Source organism: Halosimplex amylolyticum, from assembly GCF_051414035.1.
GTDB classification, from domain to species: domain Archaea; phylum Halobacteriota; class Halobacteria; order Halobacteriales; family Haloarculaceae; genus Halosimplex; species Halosimplex amylolyticum.
On record NZ_JBLKNW010000001.1, the window covers coordinates 803,862 to 825,946 of the forward strand.

The window sequence follows — 22,085 nt, forward strand, 5'->3', positions numbered from 1 at the left end:
CGACGACCGATGCTCCACAAGCCGAACGTCGCGGGGATCCACGGAAGACATGATCGAACTAACGAAAACCGGCATCGACGGATTGGACGAAATCCTGAACGGTGGTATTGTCAAGAATTCGACTACACTGGTGAGCGGGAATCCGGGGGCGGGCAAGAGCATCCTCTGTCTGCAGTTCATCTACAACGGCGTCGAGCAGTTCGACGAGAAGGGGATCTACCTCACCTTCGAGGAAGACGCGCAGGACCTCCGCGAGGCCGCGGAGTCGCTCGGGTTCGACAACTGGGCCGAACACGTCGAGAACGGCGACATCAAGGTGTACGACAAGAAGGTTCTTCTACGCGAAAACGACTTCTCGTCGTCGCTCGAACTGCTGCTCGACGACTTCGAGGACAACGACTACGACAGGGTCGTCCTCGACTCGCTGGCGATGTTCGAACTCTTCTTCGAGACCGAACAGGAGAAACGGACGTACCTCCTGAAGTTCACGGACATCCTGAGTCAGAACAATCTGACGACGCTGATGACCAACGAACAGGGCGCGGTCTTCCCGGAGACCGAGATCGGTCTGGAGAACTACCTGACCGACGGTAACATCTACCTGATCCAGACGCCGACCGAGTCGGGCGTCAACCGCTACGTCTGGGTGGCCAAGATGCGCAAGCAAGACATCGAGACGGACATCTTCCCGATGGAGATCTCCCAGGGCGGGATCCGCGTCCACCAGAACGCGAGTGCGTTCTCGATGATGAGTGAAGACGACACGCCGCTGTGAGAGAGCACGACGCCCGATTTTCACGTTTGTAACTGGTTATTACTGGGTGAAATGGCCGGGATGAACTTCCTGGCGGCCGAATTCCCCGCTTCGCGATCGGTTCGACCAGACGCCGTAATGTCCCCGTACCGGCAGCGATAGATTTATACTGTGATGAATATACGTTTTGATAACGGATGGCTTCAGCTGAGATCCTACAGACACTGGGGAACAAATACAGCGCAGAGATCCTGGACGCGACGGACGAACCCCAGTCCGCCCAGGAGTTGAGCGACGAGCTCGGGATCCCGATCGCCACCTGTTATCGACGGATCGACGAGCTGACGGAGCACGACCTGCTCGAACTCCACGACAACATCCTCTCTGACGACAGGCGCCGGATCAAGGTGTATCGACGGAACGTCGACACCGTCCACATCGACTTCGACGAGTCGTTGACCGTCGACATCGAGGAGCGCTCGGAAGTCACGAACAAGCTCGACGAAGCGTGGCGAACGCTTTCAGAGAGCTAGACTCGCGCACGCGAACCAGCTGCAGTCCCCAGCTCGTGACACTGTCCGTTTGCCGTCCGACCGACTGCCCTCCTGCGATATTCTGACCGGACGACGGCAGTTCCCTCACACCACTCTCGATTATCATGATAGATATTTTCGAGGGTGGATTTAATACCGATTGTCGAGAACCCTCGACCCAACGTGGTCACAGTGATTGAACTTCTCTACGCGGTATCGACGCTCGTCTTCGTCGTCGCCGGGCTGACGATGGTCGGTATGGCGATGCGCGCGTACGTACAGACGTCACGACAGGCGATGCTCCACCTCTCCCTCGGGTTCTCGCTAGCCGTGGCAGGCGCCGCGGCGACGATGATCAGCGCTTTCGTCACCGGCTTCGCGGGACCGCGGTCGCTGCTGCTGGTCAACAGCGGGCTCACGACGTTCGGCTACCTCTTCGTGATGTACAGTCTCGTCACGTACGACTGATCCGGCTCGATAGCGCTATCATATTCTAGATTAATTCTCGGTTATTCCAGCGACCGACAAGCGTCGCTCCCCATCTCGAATTCCGCAGTATTAAACTGTCTACGTGGCAGTTCTATCGTCTGAGAACGTCGCTTCGATCGGTAAGCTTCGATTTTATTCTCGATAATTGGGGAGATACCCTTAATACGGGAGAGTAGGATTCTCGGAGTAGAGTCCGGGCGCACCGTACCGCCCCGGGCGGAGAATCCATGCTACAAAACGAACGTAACGAACGAAAACGCGGGCAGGTCGGTATCGGGACACTCATCGTGTTCATCGCGATGGTCCTGGTGGCGGCGATCGCGGCGGGCGTACTGATCAACACGGCGGGCTTCCTGCAGACGAAGTCCGAGGAGACGGGTCAGCAGTCAGGGCAGCAGGTCACGAACCGGCTCCAGGTCGCAGCGGCGACCGGGACGAACCTGAGCCAGTCCGAGGTCGGCGTCGTCAACATGACGCTGAAGAAGTCGCCGGGGGCGAGTAACATCGACCTCGAGAACGCGACAGTCCAGTGGGTCGGTCCGTCGGGCACGTACAACCTGGTCAACGCCAGCGTCGACGCGTCCGGTGCGGACGGCCACTTCGGGATCGTTCCCTTCAAGGACGCTGACGGGTCCCATCCCGTGCTCAACGACCCGGACGACCGCATGGTGATGGTCTTCGACCTGGGTCACGACGACGTGAACAGCGACGACATCACCTACAGTACGGCTGATACAGGTCAGGGATACACGTACTTCGGTAGCCAGATCCCCGAAGGCGCGTCCGTCAACGTCAAGATAACCACCAAGTCCGGTGCGACCACGACGGAACAGCTGACCGTCCCCGAGACGCTCTCGGGCGCGTCGGCAGTTCAGCTCTAAACCTGTCGGAACCCTTTCATTCGACGGAACTAAACCCTTTTATCGCAGACAACACCGTATGGCCAAGGGCGACGACGACCCGCCGGACGCAGATGACGGCCCCATCCTCTCGCCCGACGAGCTCGACATCACGCAGGACGAGCACGTCGCAGAGATCGACGACGGACGCTACGTCGTCTCCCCTGGGGGACCGATAGACGACGTCCCGGCGGTCGACGACGGGACCGGTCAGGCGTCCGGTGCGCCGACCGAACTGCCGGCCGAGAACGCCGCGGACGAACCCGAACTCACCGAACGGGACGTCCACGCGTTCCTCGAGACGCAGTTCGAAGACTCCGGGTCGCGGTACGGGTTCGACATCACGGCGACGTTCGACGGATCCATCCAGCAGCGACAGATGGTCTCCAACGACGTCGTGACCATCTTCGAGAGCCTCGTGCTCTGGTACGCCCAGCAGATCGACGGCAAGACGCCGGTCGAAGAGGTGCTGGGCATCCTCCTGATGGAAGCGAACGTCCCGGTTCGCTATCCGCCCGCGAGCCTCCGGCGGCTCCTCGAATCGACGGAGCTGTCCCCAGACGACTCCATCGCCGACCTCATCGCGGCCGTCGGCGACGAGGACGGCTTCCGGATCTGACTCGCGCGACGACCTGAGACGCGACCCTTCGGTCTGCAGTACCCATCGAACCGCGGTGCAGATCCGAATCGAGTCGGCCTGTTATCCCGATAGCGTCCCGCGGTCGTGTGCCACGACGACGATCCGTATTGCTATCAATCACGATAATTTACGGGAAGCCTTTATCTTGGGTTTCACAGTACAAAAGAGGTGATAGGCCCATGTCAGACGTATTGATAGCCGACGACTCGGAGTTCATGCGAAACCTGCTACGCGAGATACTGGAAGAGGACCACAACATCGTCGGGGAGGTGGAAAACGGTGTCGAGGCAGTCGAGACGTACAAGGAACACGATCCGGACCTCGTGATGATGGACATCGTGATGCCGATCCGCGACGGGATCGAGGCGACCGACGAGATCAAGAACACGAACCCCGACGCGAACGTCATCATGTGTACGAGCGTGGGGCAGGAGGAGAAGATGAAGGAGGCGGTCAGGGCCGGCGCGGACGGGTACATCACGAAGCCGTTCCAGAAACCCAGCGTGATGGAAGCGATCGAAGACGTCGTTCCCTCATGAAGATCGACGTCCAGTCGCTCGGGACGTTCAACCGGCTGGCTCACGAGGGCGCCGAGCAGGCGACCCAGTCGCTGTGTCAGATGACCGGTCTGGACGCCGTGGTCGACGTGACGAAGATTACGCTGGTCAACCGCGCTGACGTCGGCGAACAACTGGCCGACGGCGACTACGTCGGCGTCCAGTTCGCGTTCGACGGGGAACTGGCCGGCGACACGGTCCTGGTGTTCGACCGCGCGGGCAGCGAGACGATCGTCGACTCGCTCGTTCCGGGAGGCGCAGACGACGACGCCATGGCGAAATCGAGCGTCGAGGAGATCGGCAACATCATGATGAGCGGCTTCATCGACGGCTGGGCCGACTTCCTCGAGACGACCATCGAACACTCGACGCCGAACTACGTCGAAGGCGACGGGACCGCGATGCTCCCGGAGCCCCCGAGCGACGAGGAGCGCGACCACGTGTTCGTCTTCAAGAGCGAGATCGAGTGGGTCGGCGAGTCAGTGAGCTTCTACATCTACATGTTCCCCGAGTACGACCCGCTCGCGGACGTCATGTCGCGAACCACCGACACCGAGGACGACGCCATCCCGGTCGACAAGCTCGAGGTCTTCAACGAGATGACCAAGGACGGCACCGAGCAGGCCGCGGCGAACGTCGAGATGATGACCGGGATCGAGACGGAGGCCGAGGTGACCCGGCTGAGTTTCGCGTCGATCGAGGACGTGCCGAAGCAGGTCGGGACCGACACGTACGTCGGAACGGTCGTCGAGTTCACGGGCGTCCCGAGCGGCTTCCTGCTCGTCCTCTTCGACGAAGCCTCGGCCGTCCACATCGCGGAAGCGATGATGCCCGTCGAGATGGACGTAGACGAGCTGACCGACCAGCACGAGGCCGCTATCGAGGAACTCGGGAACATCATGACCTCGGGGTTCGTCGACGGCTGGGCGAACGTGCTCCAGACGTCAGTCGAGCACACGCCCCCGCGACTCGTCCACGACATGGGCCGGGCCATCGTCGATCCGCTGGCCGCGCAGGTCGGCCAGCACCAGGAACACGCCTTCATCATCGATTCGAAGATGCGGACCGACGACATCGAGTTCGGGGCCGAGATCCACGCGCTCCCGAACGAAAAAGAATTACGTCAGGCGCTTGACGAGCTACTCGTCGAACGCGCCGACGAGACCGAAGCGGACGTGGAAAAGATCTTCTGACACATGAAGGTGTACGACGGGACGACGGCCGAGAGCGAACCGGCGACCGAACCCGAGCGCTTCAAGGTCGGGATCGCCGATTCGAAGGTCACCAGCGGCGACGCGGTGTTGACGACGAGCGGTCTCGGCTCCTGTCTCGGTGTCGCAGTCTCCGACAGACAGGCCGACGTCGCCGGCCTGCTCCACGTCATGCTCCCCTCGATCGACGAGATGGAGGGACAGAACGGGTCGAAGTTCGCGGACTCGGGGATCCGAGACCTCGTCACCGAGATGGAACGGCTCGGCGCCGAACGCGAGCGAATGGAGGCGAAGATCGCCGGCGGGAGCGACATGCTCGACTTCTCCGAGAACGGGTCCGGCATCGGCGTCCGGAACGTGGAGAAGGGCCGGCAGACGCTCGCCGAGTTCGACATCCCGATCGTCGGTGAAGACGTCGGCGGCGACCACGGTCGGTCGCTCCGACTGGAAGCGAAGACCGGCGATCTCATCGTCAAAAGTGCGAATCGCGACGCGATCACGCTATAGTATCAGAGATAGGGAACGTAGGTCTGACGAGCGTCCGACGGGGGCGCGCACAACACTTCAGGGAACACACTACTTTCTCGCCGCATCTGCCGAAATTTACGTCCGACGTTTCTTTCGCGGCCCCCGCCGTAAGTTCAACGTCGGTAAGCTCGTATTAACGCGTTTGTTATCAGTAATGATACTATAAACGGTACATTGAAGGGTATCTGAGTGAACTTCTGGACGTAATGAGCCTCGTCGCACAGTCGTTCGGCCCCATCGCGCCGGGCGCGTCGGAGGCGCTTCCCGCTCTGCTGGTGATGCTGACCAGCGGCGTCGTCGGGATGAGCATCCGGCAGATGATCGACATCTTCGGCGACGGCGGCGGTGACGACGGCGACGACGGTGACGAGAGCATGGCGGACGGCGGCCTGATGGCCGAAGACGGCGACGACGACGACCTCGGCGGCTTCGGCGGGCTGGACGACGACGGCGGCGACGACTTCGGCGAGTTCGGGGACGACGACTTCGGCGACATGGACGAGGGAGGTTCGGACACCGACGAACTGGAACACCGACTCGACGAACTGGAGACGGAAGTCGGCAGCCTCTCTTCGACGGTCAACACCGTCCGCAACGAGAACGAGCAGATCGCGGAGACGGTCGACGACGTCGAGGAGAACGTTCGGAAACTCCTCGACATCTACGAGATGGTCACCCGGGGCGTCAACCCGTTCGCCGACGACATGGAGCCCGGCGGGATGGGCGGCGCCGGTGGCGGTGGCAACTTCGGCCTGTTCGACGACGACGACGGCGACGAACCCGAAGAGGACCTCGACGACGAGATCGCCAACGCGGACGCGGAGGGCTTTTTCGACGAGGACCTGGTCGAGGACGACGCCGCGCCGGAAGGCAGCGTCGACGACGTCATGGGCGGCGACATGGACGGCGGCAGTGGCGGTTTCGAAGACGACGGCGGCACCTTCGACGACGGGTCCCTCGACGAGGGCGACGACTTCGGTGGGATGGACGATTTCGACGACGGGATAGACGACTTCGACGACGGGGCCGACGACCTCGATGGAGACAGTGAGGACATGAGTGAATCCACAGGCGACGGCGACGGAGGCAAGTCCTTCGCGGAACTGAAAGACGAGTACGAGTCCGGGGACGCCGAGTGGGCGGACGAACTCGAAGAGGACGAGGAGGACGACTCGCTCGAAGACGACCTCGGCGACGCCGACGAGCTACTGGACGCCGACGGTTCGGACGACGGGACCGGCGGCGACCTCGCCGACGACGACCTCTTCGACGAGGTCATCGACGACGACGGGCTCGACAGCGAGGCCGAGACGGCCGAACCGGAATCCGAACCGGAGCCGGAGCCCGACCCGGAACCCGAACCAGAACCGGCGACCGAACCGGAGCCCGAGCCCGAACCTGAGCCAGAACCAGAGCCGGTTGCTGAGACGACGGAACCCGAACCGGAACCGGAGCCTGCGGGGGACGTCGCCGAGTCGACCGCGTCGGCCAGCGCCGCGGCGTCGCCGCCGACGGAATCGACGGGCGACTCCGAGGGGAAGCCCTACCTGGCGACGATGCCCGAGGGGCTCGCGAGCGAACTCGTCGTCGTCGAGTGGCTCGAGTACCTCGTCGACCAGGTCGGCGTCCGCGAGACGGCACGAGCCATCGACTACTACGAGACGATCGACTGGGTGTCCGAGCCGGTCGCCGAGGACCTGCAGGCGTACCTGCGCGGGTTCGACGGGTCCGGCGGCGACGGCGGGCTCACGATCGACCACCACACCGAGAGCCTGCAGTACATCAGCCAGCTCGACGGCGACGCCGCCGAGGCCGTCGCCCTCTCGAAGCTCACGGGGCGCCGCGGAGGTGGTGCCGATGGGCTTCAGCGTTAGCGGGTCTGCGGCGATCATCTTCGTCGGGCTGTTCATCGCCTTCGGGATGTGGCAGACGGCCGCCTCCAACAGTTTCGAACGCGTCAGCGAGGCCCAGAGCGACCGCTCGGACGCCGCGCTCGACGAGCAAAACACCGCGATCGTCGTCGACTCGGCCTCGACCACCGACGGCGACCTGACTGTCACAGCCACCAACACCGGATCGACGGCGCTGTCGCTCAACCGGACCGACCTGCTGGTCGACAACGACTATCAGACCGGCTGGCAGGGCGACGTCCTGTTCGACGGCAGCCAGAAGCCCGTCGATCTGTGGCTCCCGGACGAACAGATCACGATCACCGTGACGACGACCGGTAGCCGCGTCAAGCTCGTCACCGAGTCCGGCGTCTCGGACGCGACGGAGGTGACGAGCTGATGGGGTTCAGTGTCAGCGGATCGATGGTAGTCGTCCTGCTCGGCCTGTTCATCGCGCTCGGCGCCTACTACGGCAGCGTCTCGAACGCGATGGAGCGCGTGACCGAGGCCCGCGAGGACCGGACAGACCGGTTCGACCGCGTCCGCGACACGGCGATCGAGATCACGTCGATCAGCCTGCTCTCGGACGCGACCTGCGGCGTCGAGGTCCAGGTCAACAACACCGGGGATACGAAGCTTCTGGTGTCCGACACGGACCTGCTGGTGGACAACGAGTACCGGGCCCAGTGGGACGACGCCGTCGTCGACGGGACCGCCAACGGGACCGAACCGAACACGGAGCTGTGGTTCCCCGGGGAGCGGCTCACCATCGAGGAGAGCGGCCTCGACGCCGCGCCCCGCTCGGTCAAGGTCGTCTCCGGCCCCGGCGTGGCCGACTCACAGGGGGTGTCGTCGCTCTCATGTTCGTGAGCGTCGCTCCCCGCCGGATGTCGGTCCCGACGGACGCGTCCGTCCCCCGCGGGGGCCTGACGGAGGTGATCCAGCGTGGCTAGCGTCTCCGTCTCGCACATGATCCTGTTCATCGCCTCGATGCTGGTCGCCGCCAGCGTGGCGGGGGTGTTCACGGACACCGTCGGGCAACTGAGTAACGCCATCGACGACCAGGGGCTGCAGGTCAGTCAGGACGTCCGCACGGACGTGGAGATCATCAGCGACAGCGGGTCGCTGTCCATCTACGACGACGCGAACGACAACGTCACGCTCCACGTCAAGAACACCGGATCGGAGACGTTGGCGGCCGAGAGCGGCGCGATAAACGTCTTCGTCGACGGTCAGTTCGAGACCGACGTGACTGTGACGCTCCTCGGAGACGCGATTAGTTGGCGACCCGGCGAGGTCGTCCGCCTGGACATCTCCGAGACGCTCGACGGGAACAGCGACCACCGCGTCAAGGTGATCGTCAACGGCGACGAGGAGGTATTCGAGTTCCGAACATGAGCATCGCAACGACCGACCTACTCTCACTGGGGCTGAAAGAGCGCGACCGACTGAACAAGGAGCTAGGCGGGGGCATCCCGCCGGGCAGCATCGTCCTCGTCGAGGGCGACTACGGCGCCGGCAAGTCCGCCATCAGCCAGCGCTTCTCCTACGGCTTCTGCGAGGAGGGCCACACGGTCACGATGCTCTCGACCGAGCTGACGGTCGGCAGCTTCCTCGACCAGATGCACTCGCTCGACTACGGCATGGTCGAGCACCTGCTCGACGAGAACATGCTGTTCCTGCACGCCGACATCGGCGACGGGAACACCTTCTCCGGCCAGGAGGACGAGGGCGACCGGAAGGAACTGCTCAAGCGGCTGATGGAGGCGGAGGTCATGTGGGACTCGGAGGTCGTCATCATCGACACCTTCGACGCCATCCTCCGCAACGACCCCAAGTTCGAGGCGCTCGTCCGCCAGAACGACGAGCGCCAGGCCGCCCTGGAGATCATCTCCTTCTTCAGGGACATCATCTCACAGGGCAAGGTCATCATGCTCACCGTCGACCCGTCGACGCTGGACGAGGAGGCCATCGGCCCGTTCCGGGCCATCGCGGACGTCTTCCTCGAACTGGAGATGGTCGAGGTCGGCAACGACGTCCGTCGCCAGATCAGCGTCCTCCGCTTCGCGGGGATGGGCGAACAGGTCGGCGACTCCATCGGGTACTCGGTCCGCTCGGGTACCGGTATCGTGATCGAATCGCGCAGCGTGGCGTAACCGAACTCACGGACGCACAGCACAACTATGACAGACCACGGACGACCCAAACCCTCGGACGAACTCAGACAGGTCGCATCGCGCCGGCCGCACCTGATGGACCATCTGAAGAAGTTCAAGCAGATCACCGGGGAGTTCCCCACGTTCATCGAGGAGGCCGACGACGACTACGAGTCCCACCGGCCGAACGTCCTCTACCCCGTCGGTGGACCCATCTTCTGTCACATCTACGGGGACATCGGCCAGGACATGAAGTACTACGCCATCGAGCCGGAACTCGACGACGAGGAGAAGGTCGTCTTCGAGAAGGTCCGTAACAAGCTCCTGCAAAAGAGCGTCTCCAAGCCCGCGCCGACCAGCGACAACGAGTACGACGACCGCATCGAGGAACTTCTCCAGGAGTCCACCAACGTCAAAAGCGGCGCGAGCGACGAGAGCGGCGTCCTCTCCCACTTCTCGAAGTTCTCGAACATCGGCAAGGTCGAGGTGACCGAACACACCTACGAGAACATCCTCTACCGGCTCAACCGCGACATCGTCGGGCTCGGCCCGCTGGAACCGGTCATGCGCGACCCGGCGAACGAGGACATCCACGTCATCGGCCCCCACGAGTGCCACGTCGACCACGCCGTCTACGGCATGCTCTCGACGACGGTCGACTTCGGCACGCCCGAGGAGTACGACCAGTGGCTCAAGAACATGGGCGAACGGATCGGCGACCCCGTTTCCGACTCCGACCCCATCGTCGACTCCACCCTGCCGGACGGGTCGCGTCTGAACCTCATCTACTCCGACGACGTGTCCGTCAAGGGCCCCTCGCTCACCATCCGTCAGGGCGACGACGTCCCCCTGTCGATCTTCCAGATTACCAAGTGGGGGACCCTGAGCCCGCAACTCGCGGCGTACCTCTGGCTCTGCCTGGAGAACGAGCAGACCGTGTTCGTCGTCGGGGAGACGGCGTCAGGGAAGACGACGACGCTGAACTCCATCATGGCGTTCATCCCTCGCGACGCGAAGATATACACCGCCGAGGACACCGCAGAGGTGCTCCCGCCCCACGACACGTGGCAGAAACTGCTGACCAGGGAAGGGGAAGACGAGGGCTCTAGCGTCGACATGTTCGACCTGGTCGCCGCCGCACTGCGGTCCCGTCCCGACTACATCATCGTCGGTGAGGTTCGTGGCGAAGAGGGGCGGATGGCCTTCCAGGCCGCACAGACCGGCCACCCGGTCATGCTGACGTTCCACGCGAGCGACATCGTCTCGATGATCCAGCGGTTCACCGGCGAACCGATCAACGTCCCGGAGACGTTCATGGACGTCGCCGACGTGGCCCTGTTCCAGAACCGGGTCAAACAGGGCGATCAGGTCCTGCGTCGGGTCACCTCGGTCCAGGAGATCGAGGGCTACTCCAAGGAGATGGACGGCGTCGTCACCCGACAGTCCTTTTACTGGGACCCCGTCGAGGACGAGATCATCTTCCAGGGCATGAACAACTCGTTCGTCCTCGAAGAGCAGATCGCGACCCTCCTCGGCTACGAGGACACGCGCGACATCTACGACGACCTGAACTTCCGCGCGAGCATCATCGAGCGGTCGATCCAGGAGGGGATCCTCGGGTACCACGAGGTCAACGAACTGATCGAGGACTACCACCGCGACGGCGTCGAGGGTCTCCCCTTCGACATCCACAGGCCCGACTGATGGCCTCGGCAGACGAATCCGCGAGCGACCTCGAACTGACGGTCACGTCGGCGCTCTCGGGCCTGATCGACGCCTACCAGCAGATGCCGATGCCGCTGAACCGGTACATCGGCGTCATCCTCGCGCCCTCGGCCCTGTTCTTCCTCGTCACGCTCGGGATCGGTATCCTGGTCGACCTCCCGCTGATGATCCGCGGCCCGATCCCGCTGCTCGGCTTCCTGATGTTCCTCTCGGCCGTGTTCTACCCGAAGATCCTCCTCTCGCAGCGCAAGGCCGAACTCAACAACCAGTTCCACCTCGTCGTCACGCACATGACGGTCCTCTCGACGACGAACATCGACCGGATGGAGGTGTTCCGACAGCTCTCCCAGCAGGACCAGTACGGCGAGATGGCTGCCGAGATCGGCCGCGTCGTCGAACTCGTCGACACCTGGAACCAGAGCCTCGACGACGCCTGCCGCCGCCGGGCCAAACAGGTCCCCAGCGACGCCGTCTCCGACTTCTTCGACCGCCTCGGGTACACCCTCGGCGCCGGCCAGGCCCTCGACGACTACCTCATCTCCGAGCAGAGCCAGATCATCCAGAACTACAAGACCGTCTACCAGGGCACCCTCGACAACCTCGAGGTCATGAAGGACCTCTACCTGTCGATGATCCTGTCGATGACGTTCGCGCTCGTGTTCGCCGTCGTCCTCCCCGTCCTCACGGGCACGAACCCGACGATGACCGTCAGCGCGGTCATCGTCCTCTACGTGTTCGTCCAGTCCGGCTTCTACCTCGCTATCCGCTCGATGGCACCGCACGACCCCCTCTGGTACCACCCGGAGGAGAAACCCTCCCCCATCGAAGACAAGATCCGCAACGCGACCGTCGCCGGCACCGCCCTCTCGACGCTGCTCCTCCTCTTCTCGCTCGCCGGGATGATGGGTGTCAGCCCCGTCACGCTCGACGACGTGGTCTTCTTCCTCGATCCCCTCCCGCTGCCGTTCTACGCGGCTATCCCCACTCTCCCCCTGCTGATCCCGGGGATCGTCGTCAACGCCGAGGAGAAGAAGATCAAGGCCCGCGACGAGGAGTTCCCGAGTTTCATCCGCGCGCTCGGCGCCACCGAAGGCGCCAAGCAGTCGACGACCTCGGCGGTCCTCGAGAGCCTCCGCAAGAAGGACTTCGGGCCGCTGACCGACAACGTCGACAACCTCTACAAGCGGCTGAACATGCGCATCGAGACGACCGAAGCCTGGCGCCACTTCACCGCCGAGTGTCGCTCCTACCTCATCCAGATGTTCTCCGAGATGTACCTCGTCGGCCGGGAGATGGGCGGGGACCCCAAACTCCTCGGCGAGGTCATCTCCGAGAACATGATGGAGGTCCAGCAGCTCCGACAGCGCCGCACCCAGGCGACCACCACCCTCATCGGCCTCCTCTACGGGATCACCGCAGCATCCACCTTCGCCTTCTTCATCGGCCTCCAGGTCGTCAACATCCTCGCTTCCATGAGTCTCGACCTCCAGAGCAACACCAGCAACTTCGACGTCGGCAGCCTCATCAACACCGAGGTCTACAACATCCCGCTCATCGAGTTCCTGCTGGTTATCATCATCATGTTCGGCGCCATGCTCTCTGCGCTGATGGTCCGCACCGTCGACGGCGGACACAAGATCAACACCTACGTCCACTTCGTCGCGCTCACGTGGGTCGGCTCGATCACCGCCGCCGTCACCAAGTGGCTCGTCACGCAGTTCCTCGCCATCTAGACCATCTTTTTCGCCGGGGGGTGTCCTCGCTCACTGCGTTCGCTGCGGGCACCCCCCGGCCAAAAACATGGGTGAAAAAGCCGGACGACTCGGTCGCTTCGCTCCCTCGTGTCCGGTGAACCGCGCTCGCTTCGCTCGCGCGGACGCCAGTACCCGCCGCCCGGTTTCATCACCCGCTACACGATCGCGAAGACCACCACGGCGACGTTCCAGATCCCGACCGCGACGCCGACGATCGCGAGGCCGAGCGGGACGCCGACGTCGTAGGGCCGCGGGGTCGCCCGGTACAGCGCGTAGAACGAGGCGATGAGGATCCCCTTCCAGACCGGGAGGACCACGAGACCGAACCGCTGGATCCCTTCACGTATGAGCGGGTGCGCTTCCGCCGCCACGCCGGTTCCGACCGCTGCGGTTGTCAGGACCACGTCGAATATCCCGAACGCGATCAGCGCGACAGCCCAGGTGCTCGCCGTTACGTCGGTCTTCGTCCCCCCGTGAGTCGCCATCGATCGCTGGTGTGCCGGCCGCGGACATTGCTATCGGCCGGTTACCGGCGCGAATACGTCGTCTAACGCCCTCCCGCGGGCGGCGAAGAGACAGGACAGACGGCGCCGAGACCCGGTGAACGGATACCAATTACTATGTTTCGGGCCTGATAGTGGTGACCATGCCAGAACCGGAAGACACGCTCAGCCGCTCGCCCGTCGACTTCGATTCTGCCGTCGCCTACGCGCTCCACCCCGAGATGCGCCGGCTCATCATCCTCTACCTCGTCGGGACGCTCCTGCTCCCGATCGGGCTGTCGATGTTCGTCAATCCGCCGTTTATCGGCGGGATCGCGCAGATCGTCCGCCAGATCATCGGACTCGCCATCGTCCTCGTCGGCGCGACGTTCTTCTTCGGCGGTGTCGTCGGCGCGCTGTTCAAGCTCGTCGCCGACGCCAACATCCTCGCCGCTGAACTGGACGACGAGTAACGCACTGCCAGGGGACCGAGTCGTCGTCCCGAATCGGACCGCTGTGTCACCGGCGCACCGCTTCGAGGACCACCCCGTCGTCGAACTCGCCGCGCTCGTCGGCCTTCTCGCGGCGGACGCGTTCGACTTCCTCGTCCTCCAGCCCGTGGCACTCCCCGAGAGCGTCGATGACCGCCAGCACGTCGGCCAGTTCACCGGCGCTCGGGTCGTCGTGAAACTCCGCGACCTCCTCGTCGAGTTTCTCGTGCAGGCGCTCCAGATACTCCTCGCACGAGGCCTCGCGGAATACTGGTTCCTCCCCGTTCTCCCGGATGATCCGCGGGATCTCGTCGCGGACGAGTTTGTCGTACTCCTCGGCCATGAGTGCGCTGGCACCGCCGCCGTTCTAACGGTGACGCTCGCGGCACCTATCGGCTGTCCATCGCCGCAATCGAAGCGGGTGCCGTTATGGCACTCGCGACCGAACTGAAGGGTATGTGTGGTCGCTATAGCCTGTTCGCGCCGCCCGCGGACATCGAGGAGCGGTTCGGCGCGACCTTCGACGTCGCCTTCGAACCGCGGTACAACGCCGCGCCGAGCCAGGGGCTCCCGGTCGTCACCGGCGACGACCCCGAGACCATCCAGCGCATGGAGTGGGGACTCGTCCCGTCTTGGGCCGACGACCGCTCCGAGTACGAATTCATCAACGCACGCGCGGAAACAGTACGCGACAAGCGGAGTTTCGCCGACGCCTACGAGTCCCGGCGCTGTTCCCGCGAGCGGAGCGAGCGGGAGCTCGACACGCCGAAGGCGGGTCGGTGTCTGGTCCCCGCGGACGGGTTCTACGAGTGGGCCGAGACTGACGAAGGGGGAAAACAGCCGTACCGCGTCACTATCGGCGACGACGACCTCTTCGCGATGGCGGGGCTCTGGGAACGGTGGACGCCGCCGCAGACCCAGACGGGACTCGGCGACTTCGGCGGTGGATCGGACCCCGACGCCGACCCGGACGCAGTCGAGACGTTCACCATCGTCACGACGGAGCCCAACGACACCGTCGCCGAACTGCACCACCGGATGGCCGTCGTCCTCGAACCCGGGGAAGAGGACCGCTGGCTCACCGGCGACCCGGACGAGGTCGAGGCGCTGCTGGACCCGTATCCGGCCGACGAGATGCGCGCCTATCCGGTCTCGACGGCCGTGAACAACCCGGCCAACGACTCGCCGGCCGTCGTCGAACCGGTCGAAGCGGAGTCGTGACTCGCGTGGATCACGTGCTCTGACACTGGGAGCTCTGACACCGGGGACGCTGACACCGGGGGCGCTGCCGCCAGCGTAGTACCGATGCCAGTCGGTGCAGTACCGGTGTCGGTCGGTACTGTAACGGTGCCAGTCTGCCCACTACTGACGCGGGCAGATTCGAATCCTTTTAGGGCGCGAGACCTGAACAGGCGGGTATGGCTATCAAACCCGCCTACGTCAAGAAGACGGCGACGCTGCTGATGGAGCGGTATCCGAACGCCTTCGGCGACGACTTCGAGCACAACAAAGACGTCGTCACCGAGCTCACGAACGTCGAATCGAAAGGCGTCCGGAACCGCATCGCCGGCTACGTCACCAGCAAGAACGCCCAGCCCGCGGAAGCGTAGGCGCGGTTCTCTCCTCTCTTGTCCGGTCGCCGAGCGGCCGCGCCGTCCCGCGAAATCGCGCACGAAAGTTCCTGACCGTGGTAGACGTATCCAAACTGTTTTGAGGGGGCGTCTCTCTATCCCGGATCAATGACTGTCAACGTAGGCATCCTCGGCGCGACCGGTGCCGTCGGACAGCGACTCATCCAGTTACTCGACCCGAACCCGGACTTCGAGATCGAGGCACTCACCGCCAGCGAATCGAGTGCGGGCAAGACCTACCGCGAGGCGAGCAAGTGGCGCATCGACACGCCGATCCCCGACGACGTGGCGGACACGGTGGTCACCGCGACCGACCCCGACGCCGTCCCCGACGACGTGGACCTCATCTTCTCGTCGCTCCCCTCCAGCGTCGGCGAGCGCGTCGAGTCGGACTTCTGCGAGGCCGGCTACGTCGTCTCCTCGAACTCCTCGAACGCCCGCGCCGACGACGACGTGCCGCTCGTCATCCCCGAGGTCAACGCCGACCACCTCGACCTCATCGAGGTGCAGCGCGACGAGCGCGGCTGGGACGGCGCCCTCGTCAAGAACCCCAACTGCTCGACGATCACGATGGTGCCGCCGCTTGCCGCCATCGACGACGCCGCCGGTCTCGACCGCATCGAGGTCGCCACCCTGCAGGCCGTCTCCGGCGCCGGCTACTCCGGGGTCTCCTCGATGGAGATCATCGACAACGCCATCCCGCACATCGGCAAGGAAGAGGGGAAGATGGAGACCGAGTCGCGCAAGTTGCTGGGCACCTTCGACGGCGCCGAAGTCGAGTGGCACGACGCCGACGTCTCGGCCTCGTGTAACCGCATCCCGACCATCGACGGTCACCTCGAAAACGTCTGGGCCGACACCGAGGAAGACCTGACTCCCTCCGAGGCCGAGGAAGCCCTGGAAGCGTACCCGTCCCTGGACCTCCCGAGTTCCCCGGATCAGCTCATCAAGGTCTTCGACGAGCCCGACCGCCCCCAGCCCCGGATGGACCGAAACCTCGGTAACGGGATGACCGTCTCCGTCGGCGGCGTCCAGGAGACCACCCACGGCCTTCAGTTCAACTGCCTCGCGCACAACACGCTCCGCGGCGCCGCCGGCGCGAGCGTCCTCAACGGCGAACTGCTCCTCGACACCGGCTACCTGTAAGCAGTCGCCGCGAGCGAGGATCGCCGACGGATCGATTATATGATAGGTCCGCTCAGTGGACAGTAGTCGCGACCAGTTCCGAACGCCGCGATAGAGGCCTAACCGGCCTGCGAGTCGCAGTTAGTAAACGACCCATTCGTCGTCGACTTCGCCGTCTGAACTCACTGTCAGAGTCACGTTCTCGTGACCCTCGATGGTTTCGTTGAACACTCGCTCACCGTCGACGGATACGCTGATCCCGCAGGTCTCGGCGTCCTCTTCGCGGTCGATCAGGACCGATTCTCCCGATTGGATTTGGAACTCTTCGTCTCGACATTCGGCCTGTAATACGACGTCACCCGAAACGCCGTGCGCGACGACTACTTCCGCGAGCTTCGTTCCCTCGCACATCGACGGCCAACATTCCGGCGTCGCGCCTTCGGGAGACGGCGTCTCCGTTCCAGTGGCGGTGTTCCTCGGAGTTTCGGATTCTGTCGCTTTCGACGTTCGAGAGTTATTTCCGGTCGTATCGACGAAACCACCCTCGATACAGCCACAGAGAGATGCGGAAAGAGCCGAAATCGAGAGGAATTGACGACGTCTCATACTGTTCGGTGAAAGGGGTCTCATAAGTATCTTCTGAGCGACAGAATGACGGTCAGTAATTCAATCTCGATGCGAACGATTCGAAGCGCTGCGAGCGAAGACACGTGGGATGCCACCCGGCGAACAAGATGGACGACGTTATCCGGCCACCCTGCAAAGTATGGCCATGGACGAGGGGACATACCGCGTGTTGCCCGGTCGCGACGACGAGACGTGGCGCTTTCTCGACCGCGACACCTTCGAGACCGTGGCCGTTCCCGTCGAAGGCCACGACGCGCCTGTCGAGGACCTCCGGCCGGGCTACCTCGTTGAGGCCGAACTCGACTGGGGATCGGAGGAGCCGGCGGTACGGTCGCTCTCGGTAGTTCGACCGACGCGCTACACCTTCGTCGCGGACGCCGAACCGATATTCGAGGTGGCACAGAACCTCTGGGAGGAGACCCGTGCGGCCGGCGAGGGGATGAACGCCACGCAGACGTACAACACCGACAACAAGGTCAACGGCGTCTGTTACGTCTTCGCGGACGCCGGTCAGCCGAGCGTCTTCGACGACTTCCGTGGCGGCGCCCGCCCGCTCGAACCGCTCGTCGACCGAATCAACGACCAGGCCGACACCGAGCCCGAACCCCGCGAACTGTTCGTCCTGCGATCCGCGGACGGCGCGTTCACCGTCGTCACTATCGCACTGGACAAAGAGGGCCGATTCGCGGAGACGCTCCGCGAGACCTACGAGCGCGACGCTCCCGACGAACCGCTGGTCTGAGGTAATGTCGCGATTCTTTGTCGGGATCGATTCCGTGGTGTCCGGTTTACTTTGCTTCTTGAGCAGTGGTTTCTGGTTTAGTTAGTGTGGAAAGAAGTTGGATCGGAGCAACTGCAGGTGACAGCATGCGTTGAAAGCCCTCGGCGCGCTCGCGGTCGCTGAGCGACATACCCTCGCTTCGCTCGGGTAGGGGTCGCTCAGACGACGATACTCCGTCGCGAGCGCGCCTCGCCCTTTCAGTCCACCAGGACAACGACCGCACAGCAAAGCGCCTCATGCCTCCCCAACCGATTCGCTCCCCGCGGTCGCTCATCCCTCGCACGGTACTGTCGCGGCATGAACGCCGCGACAGCGCGCGCCACCGTGTTTGGTCACGCTGTGGGCTGTACTGAGCGTTCGGCGCCGAAGGCGCCGGTTCACCGTCAGAGCGAAGCTCTGACGAGCCCGCGGTCGTTCGCGGTGCTCACTCCCGTGGACACCGGACGCAAGCGAACGGAGTGAGCGAAGCGTCCGGCCTTTTTCACCCATGTTTTTGGCTCGGGGGGTCGCCGCAGGCGACCCCCGAGCGAAAAAGATGGTTGTGCGATTCCTTATCTGTCTGTAACTCTCTAGCTCACGTATGAGCCTCTCGGCAATCGCCCCCCTCCAGGTGCTCGACGTCTCCCCGCTGGTCGTGGTCGGTGGGTTGCTCCTGCTAATCGCGATCGCGGCGGTGTACTCGGCGATCGAGATCGTCGAGGCCTACGAGAAGGAGGCACTGACGGTCTTCGGCGAGTACCGCGAACTGCTCGAACCGGGGATCCACATCATCCCGCCGTTCGTGAGTCGAACGTATCCGTTCGACATGCGGACCCAGACGATCGACGTGCCACAGCAGGAGGCGATCACCCGCGACAACTCGCCGGTGACCGCCGACGCGGTCGTCTACATCAAGGTGATGGACGCCAAGAAGGCGTTCCTGCAGGTCGAGGAGTACAAACGCGCCGTCTCCAATCTCGCACAGACGACGCTGCGCGCGGTGCTGGGCGACATGGAACTCGACGACACGCTCTCGCGACGGGAGATGATCAACGCGCGGATCCGCGAGGAGCTAGACGAACCCACCGACGAGTGGGGCATCCGCGTCGAGAGCGTCGAGGTCCGCGAGGTCAACCCGGCCGCGGGCGTCAAACAGGCGATGGAACAGCAGACCTCCGCCGAACGCCGGCGCCGTGCGATGATCCTCGAAGCGCAGGGCGAACGGCGCTCGGCCATCGAGCAGGCCCAGGGCGCGAAGCAGTCCGACATCGTCCGCGCCCAGGGGTCGAAACAGAGCCAGATCCTCGAAGCGCAGGGCGACGCTATCTCGACGGTGCTGCGGGCGAAATCCGCCGAGTCGATGGGCGAACGCGCCATCATCGACAAGGGGATGGAGACCCTCGAAAACATCGGCCAGGGCGACTCCTCGACGTTCATCCTGCCCCAGGAGATGTCATCGCTGCTCGGTCGCTACGGCAAGCACCTCACCGGCAGCGACGTGACCGACATGGCGCAGGCCGACGGCGAGGGCGAACTCAATAGTTTAGAGTTCGACGCCGAGACGCGCGAGCTCCTCGGTCTCGACAACATCGCCGAGATCATCGGCCAGATCGACGAGGAAGCACAGGTCGACGTCGACGCGATGGAGGAGGAGGCCCAGGCCATCAAAGAGGGCGAGGGACTGCGCGCGGACGATTCCGAGGTCATCGACGAGCGGGAGTGAACGTGGCCGCTCTCCCGTTCGCGACGGGAGACTCAACGCTTTTCATCAGTCGCAGTGACAGGCCAGTATGGTCTCCAGAGACACGGCCGTCCACGTGACGGTCGTCGCGCTGGCGTTCGCCAGTCTGGCCGCCCTGTCCCCGTCCGTCGTCGACGCCGAGAGCCCGTTCGCAGTCGTGGCATTCGTCGCCTTCAACGGCGTCGTCCTCGCCGGCGCGCATCTCTATCTCGCGTGGCGCGGCGAGGACGGACTCGTCCCCGTTTCCGCGCGGTGGCGGTTCGTCGCCACCGTCGGGGCGATCGTGGGTCTCGGCGTGATCGCGGCCCTGACAGATCCGGTCGCCGTCGGCCCGCTGACCACGGACGGACTGCTCGCGGCGCTCGGCGGTCTCGTCGCGCTCGGCTACCTGTTCGTCGAAGCCCGCGCCGGCTATCGGGAGTCGACGACCGAGGCCGGAGCCTGATCGGCAGACACGGGTCTCCGCTCAGACGACCTGGTTCGGCAGGTCCTCCCACTCGCCGGATTCGTCCGCGGTGGCGACGGCGTCGGCGACGATGTCCGCGAGGCGTCCGAAGTACTCGGGGGTGTGCCCGGCGTTGTGGGGCGTGATCAGGACGTTTTCGAACGTCCACAGTTCGTGGTCCTCCGGGAGCGGTTCCGGGTCGGTCACGTCGAGCGCGGCGCCGCGGATGGAGTTCCAGCGCAGGGCGTCGACGAGCGCGCCGGTGTCGACGACACCGCCGCGAGCGACGTTCACGAGGACGGCGTCGGGCGGCATCGTCACGAACACCTCCTCGTCGATCAGGGCCTCGGTCGCGTCGGTGAGCGGGCAGGCGAGGACGACGTACGCGGCGTCGGCCACCGCCTCGGAGATGTCTTCGTAGCCGTACACGTCGTCGGTCGGCCCTCCTTTCTCCGGCGTGTAGCGGACGCCGACCGTGTCGACGTCGAACCCCTGGAGGCGCTGGACGACCGATTCGCCGATCGGGCCCATGCCGACGACGGCGACGGTACTCCCCGCGAGTTCGTGTACCTGGTGCGAGCGCCACTCGCGACGACGCTGGCGGCGCCGGGACTCCAGGAAGTCGCGGGTGAAGGTGAGGATCGCACCGAGAGCGTACTCGCCGATGTTCGTGCCGTGGACGCCGGAGGCGTTCGTGACGGCGATACCGCGTTCGCGGAAGGCGTCGAGCGGGAGGTGGTCGACGCCGGCGAACGAGCAGGCGAACAGTTCGAGGTTCTCGGCGCGCGCGAGGTCGTCCTCGTCGAGGGACAGGCCGGCGACGACGCGAGCGTCGGGGAGCATCTCCCGTTCCTGTTCGGGGGTCGCGGCGTAGCCGACCTCCCGCTCGGGGAGTCGTTCGCGCAGCGTCGCGACGTACTCCTCTGGGGAGATGCCGTGGATGTTCTGTCGCAACACCAGTACCTCGGGGTGCTCGCCCGTCGAACCGGCGGTCATAGGCCGCCAGTTCGCCGTGCTTCATCAAAAACCCCGCCGTCGGTACACGACTCTCCCGGCATCGTTCTGGATGTGCGTCGCGTTGCCGGCACTCGACCGTGTTCAGAGCCCGGGAACGAGTTCGAGGATGTCGTATCGCAGGACGTACCGCGCGACGCCGGCGCCGTAGGCGAGGACCCAGAAGATGACGTACCCGAAGACGCCGATCCGCACGCGGCTGCGCCAGTGGTCCATCCGGTCGGAGCCGATCTCGTCGAGCAGTACGTCCTCGTCGTAGTCGTTGTAGAGGTCGTAGCGGCGCTTGGCGCTGAAGATGCGGACGATCCCCGTCATGCCGAACGCGAGCAGCGCGTAGGCCTGCATCCCGAGGAACGCGTGAACCATCGCGAAGCTCCCGAACTGGTCGAGCAGTCGGGGCGCCATCCAGGTAACCAGCGGCACGGTCGTCAGGACGAGCCCCGTCACGACGAACTTCAGGTGGTGCATCAGCACGTCCCACGTGACCGGTTCGGTCTCGATGATGTACCAGGCGCCGTAGAAGAAACAGGGAAAACTCGCCGTCACGGCCAGCAACACGACCGTCGCGACGACCCTGTCCGTGACCATAGCCGACTCTATCGGCTATGCCTCCTAAACCGTGCCGAAAGTCCGC

Annotated in this window: 27 protein-coding genes; 22 read left to right on the forward strand and 5 right to left on the reverse strand. The window is 64.2% G+C overall.

Annotation, left to right across the window (positions count from 1 at the left end):
• Positions 1 to 49: 49 nt before the first annotated feature.
• The 15 genes from ACMGFE_RS03720 (at position 50) to arlJ (ending at position 13,114) form a co-directional block, all read left to right on the forward strand.
• Positions 50 to 775 (forward strand): RAD55 family ATPase, encoded by a 726-nt coding sequence (locus ACMGFE_RS03720; RefSeq protein ID WP_436923745.1) that lies wholly within the window; start codon positions 50 to 52, stop codon positions 773 to 775.
• A gap of 176 nt (positions 776 to 951) precedes the next feature.
• The gene (locus ACMGFE_RS03725) at positions 952 to 1,287 is read left to right on the forward strand and encodes an ArsR/SmtB family transcription factor (protein ID WP_436923746.1); all 336 of its coding nucleotides are present in this window, start codon (positions 952 to 954) and stop codon (positions 1,285 to 1,287) included.
• 192 nt (positions 1,288 to 1,479) lie between these two features.
• The gene (locus tag ACMGFE_RS03730; protein WP_436925145.1) at positions 1,480 to 1,755 is read left to right on the forward strand and encodes a DUF7521 family protein; all 276 of its coding nucleotides are present in this window, start codon (positions 1,480 to 1,482) and stop codon (positions 1,753 to 1,755) included.
• Between the two features lie 248 nt (positions 1,756 to 2,003).
• Positions 2,004 to 2,657, forward strand: coding sequence for a flagellin (locus ACMGFE_RS03735; RefSeq protein ID WP_436923747.1), 654 nt, complete (start codon positions 2,004 to 2,006; stop codon positions 2,655 to 2,657).
• A gap of 58 nt (positions 2,658 to 2,715) precedes the next feature.
• On the forward strand, positions 2,716 to 3,294 hold the full coding sequence (locus ACMGFE_RS03740; protein WP_436923748.1) for a DUF7500 family protein: 579 nt from the start codon (positions 2,716 to 2,718) through the stop codon (positions 3,292 to 3,294).
• Positions 3,295 to 3,494: 200 nt separating this feature from the next.
• Positions 3,495 to 3,854, forward strand: coding sequence for a chemotaxis protein CheY (gene cheY / locus ACMGFE_RS03745; RefSeq protein ID WP_436923749.1), 360 nt, complete (start codon positions 3,495 to 3,497; stop codon positions 3,852 to 3,854).
• Positions 3,851 to 5,065 carry a chemotaxis protein CheC gene (locus ACMGFE_RS03750; RefSeq protein ID WP_436923750.1) on the forward strand — a complete coding sequence of 405 codons (1,215 nt, stop codon included), beginning with the start codon at positions 3,851 to 3,853 and terminating at the stop codon, positions 5,063 to 5,065. The genes cheY and ACMGFE_RS03750 overlap by 4 nt, the downstream gene beginning before the upstream one ends.
• 3 nt (positions 5,066 to 5,068) lie before the next feature.
• The gene (locus tag ACMGFE_RS03755) at positions 5,069 to 5,590 is read left to right on the forward strand and encodes a chemotaxis protein CheD (protein WP_436923751.1); all 522 of its coding nucleotides are present in this window, start codon (positions 5,069 to 5,071) and stop codon (positions 5,588 to 5,590) included.
• A 227-nt stretch (positions 5,591 to 5,817) separates the two neighbouring features.
• Positions 5,818 to 7,485 (forward strand): FlaD/FlaE family flagellar protein, encoded by a 1,668-nt coding sequence (locus tag ACMGFE_RS03760; RefSeq protein WP_436923752.1) that lies wholly within the window; start codon positions 5,818 to 5,820, stop codon positions 7,483 to 7,485.
• A complete protein-coding gene (gene arlF / locus ACMGFE_RS03765; protein ID WP_436923753.1) occupies positions 7,469 to 7,900 on the forward strand; it encodes an archaellum stator protein ArlF in 432 nt (143 codons plus the stop codon). Before ACMGFE_RS03760 ends, arlF (ACMGFE_RS03765) begins: the two co-directional genes overlap by 17 nt.
• A complete protein-coding gene (gene arlF, locus ACMGFE_RS03770) occupies positions 7,900 to 8,370 on the forward strand; it encodes an archaellum stator protein ArlF (protein ID WP_436923754.1) in 471 nt (156 codons plus the stop codon). Before arlF (ACMGFE_RS03765) ends, arlF (ACMGFE_RS03770) begins: the two co-directional genes overlap by 1 nt.
• Before the next feature lie 75 nt (positions 8,371 to 8,445).
• A complete protein-coding gene (gene arlG / locus ACMGFE_RS03775; RefSeq protein WP_436923755.1) occupies positions 8,446 to 8,898 on the forward strand; it encodes an archaellum stator protein ArlG in 453 nt (150 codons plus the stop codon).
• On the forward strand, positions 8,895 to 9,656 hold the full coding sequence (gene arlH, locus ACMGFE_RS03780; protein ID WP_436923756.1) for an archaellum protein ArlH: 762 nt from the start codon (positions 8,895 to 8,897) through the stop codon (positions 9,654 to 9,656). Before arlG ends, arlH begins: the two co-directional genes overlap by 4 nt.
• A 27-nt stretch (positions 9,657 to 9,683) precedes the next feature.
• Entirely contained in the window at positions 9,684 to 11,360 is a 1,677-nt protein-coding gene (flaI, locus tag ACMGFE_RS03785; RefSeq protein WP_436923757.1) for an archaellum flagellar ATPase motor FlaI, read from the forward strand.
• A complete protein-coding gene (arlJ, locus tag ACMGFE_RS03790) occupies positions 11,360 to 13,114 on the forward strand; it encodes an archaellar assembly protein ArlJ/FlaJ (protein ID WP_436923758.1) in 1,755 nt (584 codons plus the stop codon). The genes flaI and arlJ overlap by 1 nt, the downstream gene beginning before the upstream one ends.
• A gap of 176 nt (positions 13,115 to 13,290) precedes the next feature.
• Here the strand turns inward: arlJ and ACMGFE_RS03795 are convergent, their stop codons facing one another.
• Positions 13,291 to 13,620, reverse strand: coding sequence for a DUF5658 family protein (locus ACMGFE_RS03795; protein WP_436923759.1), 330 nt, complete (start codon positions 13,618 to 13,620; stop codon positions 13,291 to 13,293).
• Positions 13,621 to 13,781: 161 nt separating this feature from the next.
• Between ACMGFE_RS03795 and ACMGFE_RS03800 the strand changes: the two genes are divergently transcribed.
• Positions 13,782 to 14,090 (forward strand): hypothetical protein, encoded by a 309-nt coding sequence (locus tag ACMGFE_RS03800; RefSeq protein ID WP_436923760.1) that lies wholly within the window; start codon positions 13,782 to 13,784, stop codon positions 14,088 to 14,090.
• Positions 14,091 to 14,136: 46 nt separating this feature from the next.
• Here ACMGFE_RS03800 and ACMGFE_RS03805 read toward each other — a convergent pair whose 3' ends face one another.
• Entirely contained in the window at positions 14,137 to 14,451 is a 315-nt protein-coding gene (locus ACMGFE_RS03805; RefSeq protein WP_436923761.1) for a nucleoside triphosphate pyrophosphohydrolase, read from the reverse strand.
• Positions 14,452 to 14,564: 113 nt separating this feature from the next.
• Here ACMGFE_RS03805 and ACMGFE_RS03810 point away from each other — a divergent pair, with 113 nt between their 5' ends.
• The 3 genes from ACMGFE_RS03810 (at position 14,565) to asd (ending at position 16,885) form a co-directional block, all read left to right on the forward strand.
• A complete protein-coding gene (locus ACMGFE_RS03810; protein WP_436923762.1) occupies positions 14,565 to 15,329 on the forward strand; it encodes an SOS response-associated peptidase in 765 nt (254 codons plus the stop codon).
• Between the two features lie 197 nt (positions 15,330 to 15,526).
• Entirely contained in the window at positions 15,527 to 15,718 is a 192-nt protein-coding gene (locus ACMGFE_RS03815) for a 30S ribosomal protein S17e (protein ID WP_123537175.1), read from the forward strand.
• Between the two features lie 129 nt (positions 15,719 to 15,847).
• Positions 15,848 to 16,885, forward strand: a complete 1,038-nt coding sequence (asd, locus tag ACMGFE_RS03820; protein ID WP_436923763.1) for an aspartate-semialdehyde dehydrogenase — start codon at positions 15,848 to 15,850, stop codon at positions 16,883 to 16,885.
• Positions 16,886 to 17,005: 120 nt separating this feature from the next.
• Here the strand turns inward: asd and ACMGFE_RS03825 are convergent, their stop codons facing one another.
• On the reverse strand, positions 17,006 to 17,470 hold the full coding sequence (locus ACMGFE_RS03825; RefSeq protein ID WP_436923764.1) for a hypothetical protein: 465 nt from the start codon (positions 17,468 to 17,470) through the stop codon (positions 17,006 to 17,008).
• Between the two features lie 166 nt (positions 17,471 to 17,636).
• Between ACMGFE_RS03825 and ACMGFE_RS03830 the strand changes: the two genes are divergently transcribed.
• The 3 genes from ACMGFE_RS03830 to ACMGFE_RS03840 all read left to right on the forward strand — a co-directional run bounded on the left by ACMGFE_RS03830 (position 17,637) and on the right by ACMGFE_RS03840 (position 20,437).
• Positions 17,637 to 18,233: a DUF6663 family protein gene (locus ACMGFE_RS03830; RefSeq protein ID WP_436923765.1), complete on the forward strand. Its 597-nt coding sequence runs from the start codon at positions 17,637 to 17,639 to the stop codon at positions 18,231 to 18,233.
• Positions 18,234 to 18,852: 619 nt separating this feature from the next.
• Positions 18,853 to 19,974 (forward strand): SPFH domain-containing protein, encoded by a 1,122-nt coding sequence (locus tag ACMGFE_RS03835; RefSeq protein WP_436923766.1) that lies wholly within the window; start codon positions 18,853 to 18,855, stop codon positions 19,972 to 19,974.
• A gap of 67 nt (positions 19,975 to 20,041) precedes the next feature.
• Positions 20,042 to 20,437, forward strand: coding sequence for a hypothetical protein (locus ACMGFE_RS03840; RefSeq protein ID WP_436923767.1), 396 nt, complete (start codon positions 20,042 to 20,044; stop codon positions 20,435 to 20,437).
• A gap of 21 nt (positions 20,438 to 20,458) precedes the next feature.
• Here the strand turns inward: ACMGFE_RS03840 and ACMGFE_RS03845 are convergent, their stop codons facing one another.
• Both ACMGFE_RS03845 and ACMGFE_RS03850 read right to left on the reverse strand, forming a co-directional pair.
• The gene (locus ACMGFE_RS03845; protein ID WP_436923768.1) at positions 20,459 to 21,433 is read right to left on the reverse strand and encodes a D-2-hydroxyacid dehydrogenase; all 975 of its coding nucleotides are present in this window, start codon (positions 21,431 to 21,433) and stop codon (positions 20,459 to 20,461) included.
• A 102-nt stretch (positions 21,434 to 21,535) separates the two neighbouring features.
• Complete coding sequence (locus tag ACMGFE_RS03850) at positions 21,536 to 22,039, reverse strand: DUF7321 family protein (RefSeq protein WP_436923769.1); 504 nt, start codon at positions 22,037 to 22,039, stop codon at positions 21,536 to 21,538.
• Positions 22,040 to 22,085: the final 46 nt, after the last annotated feature.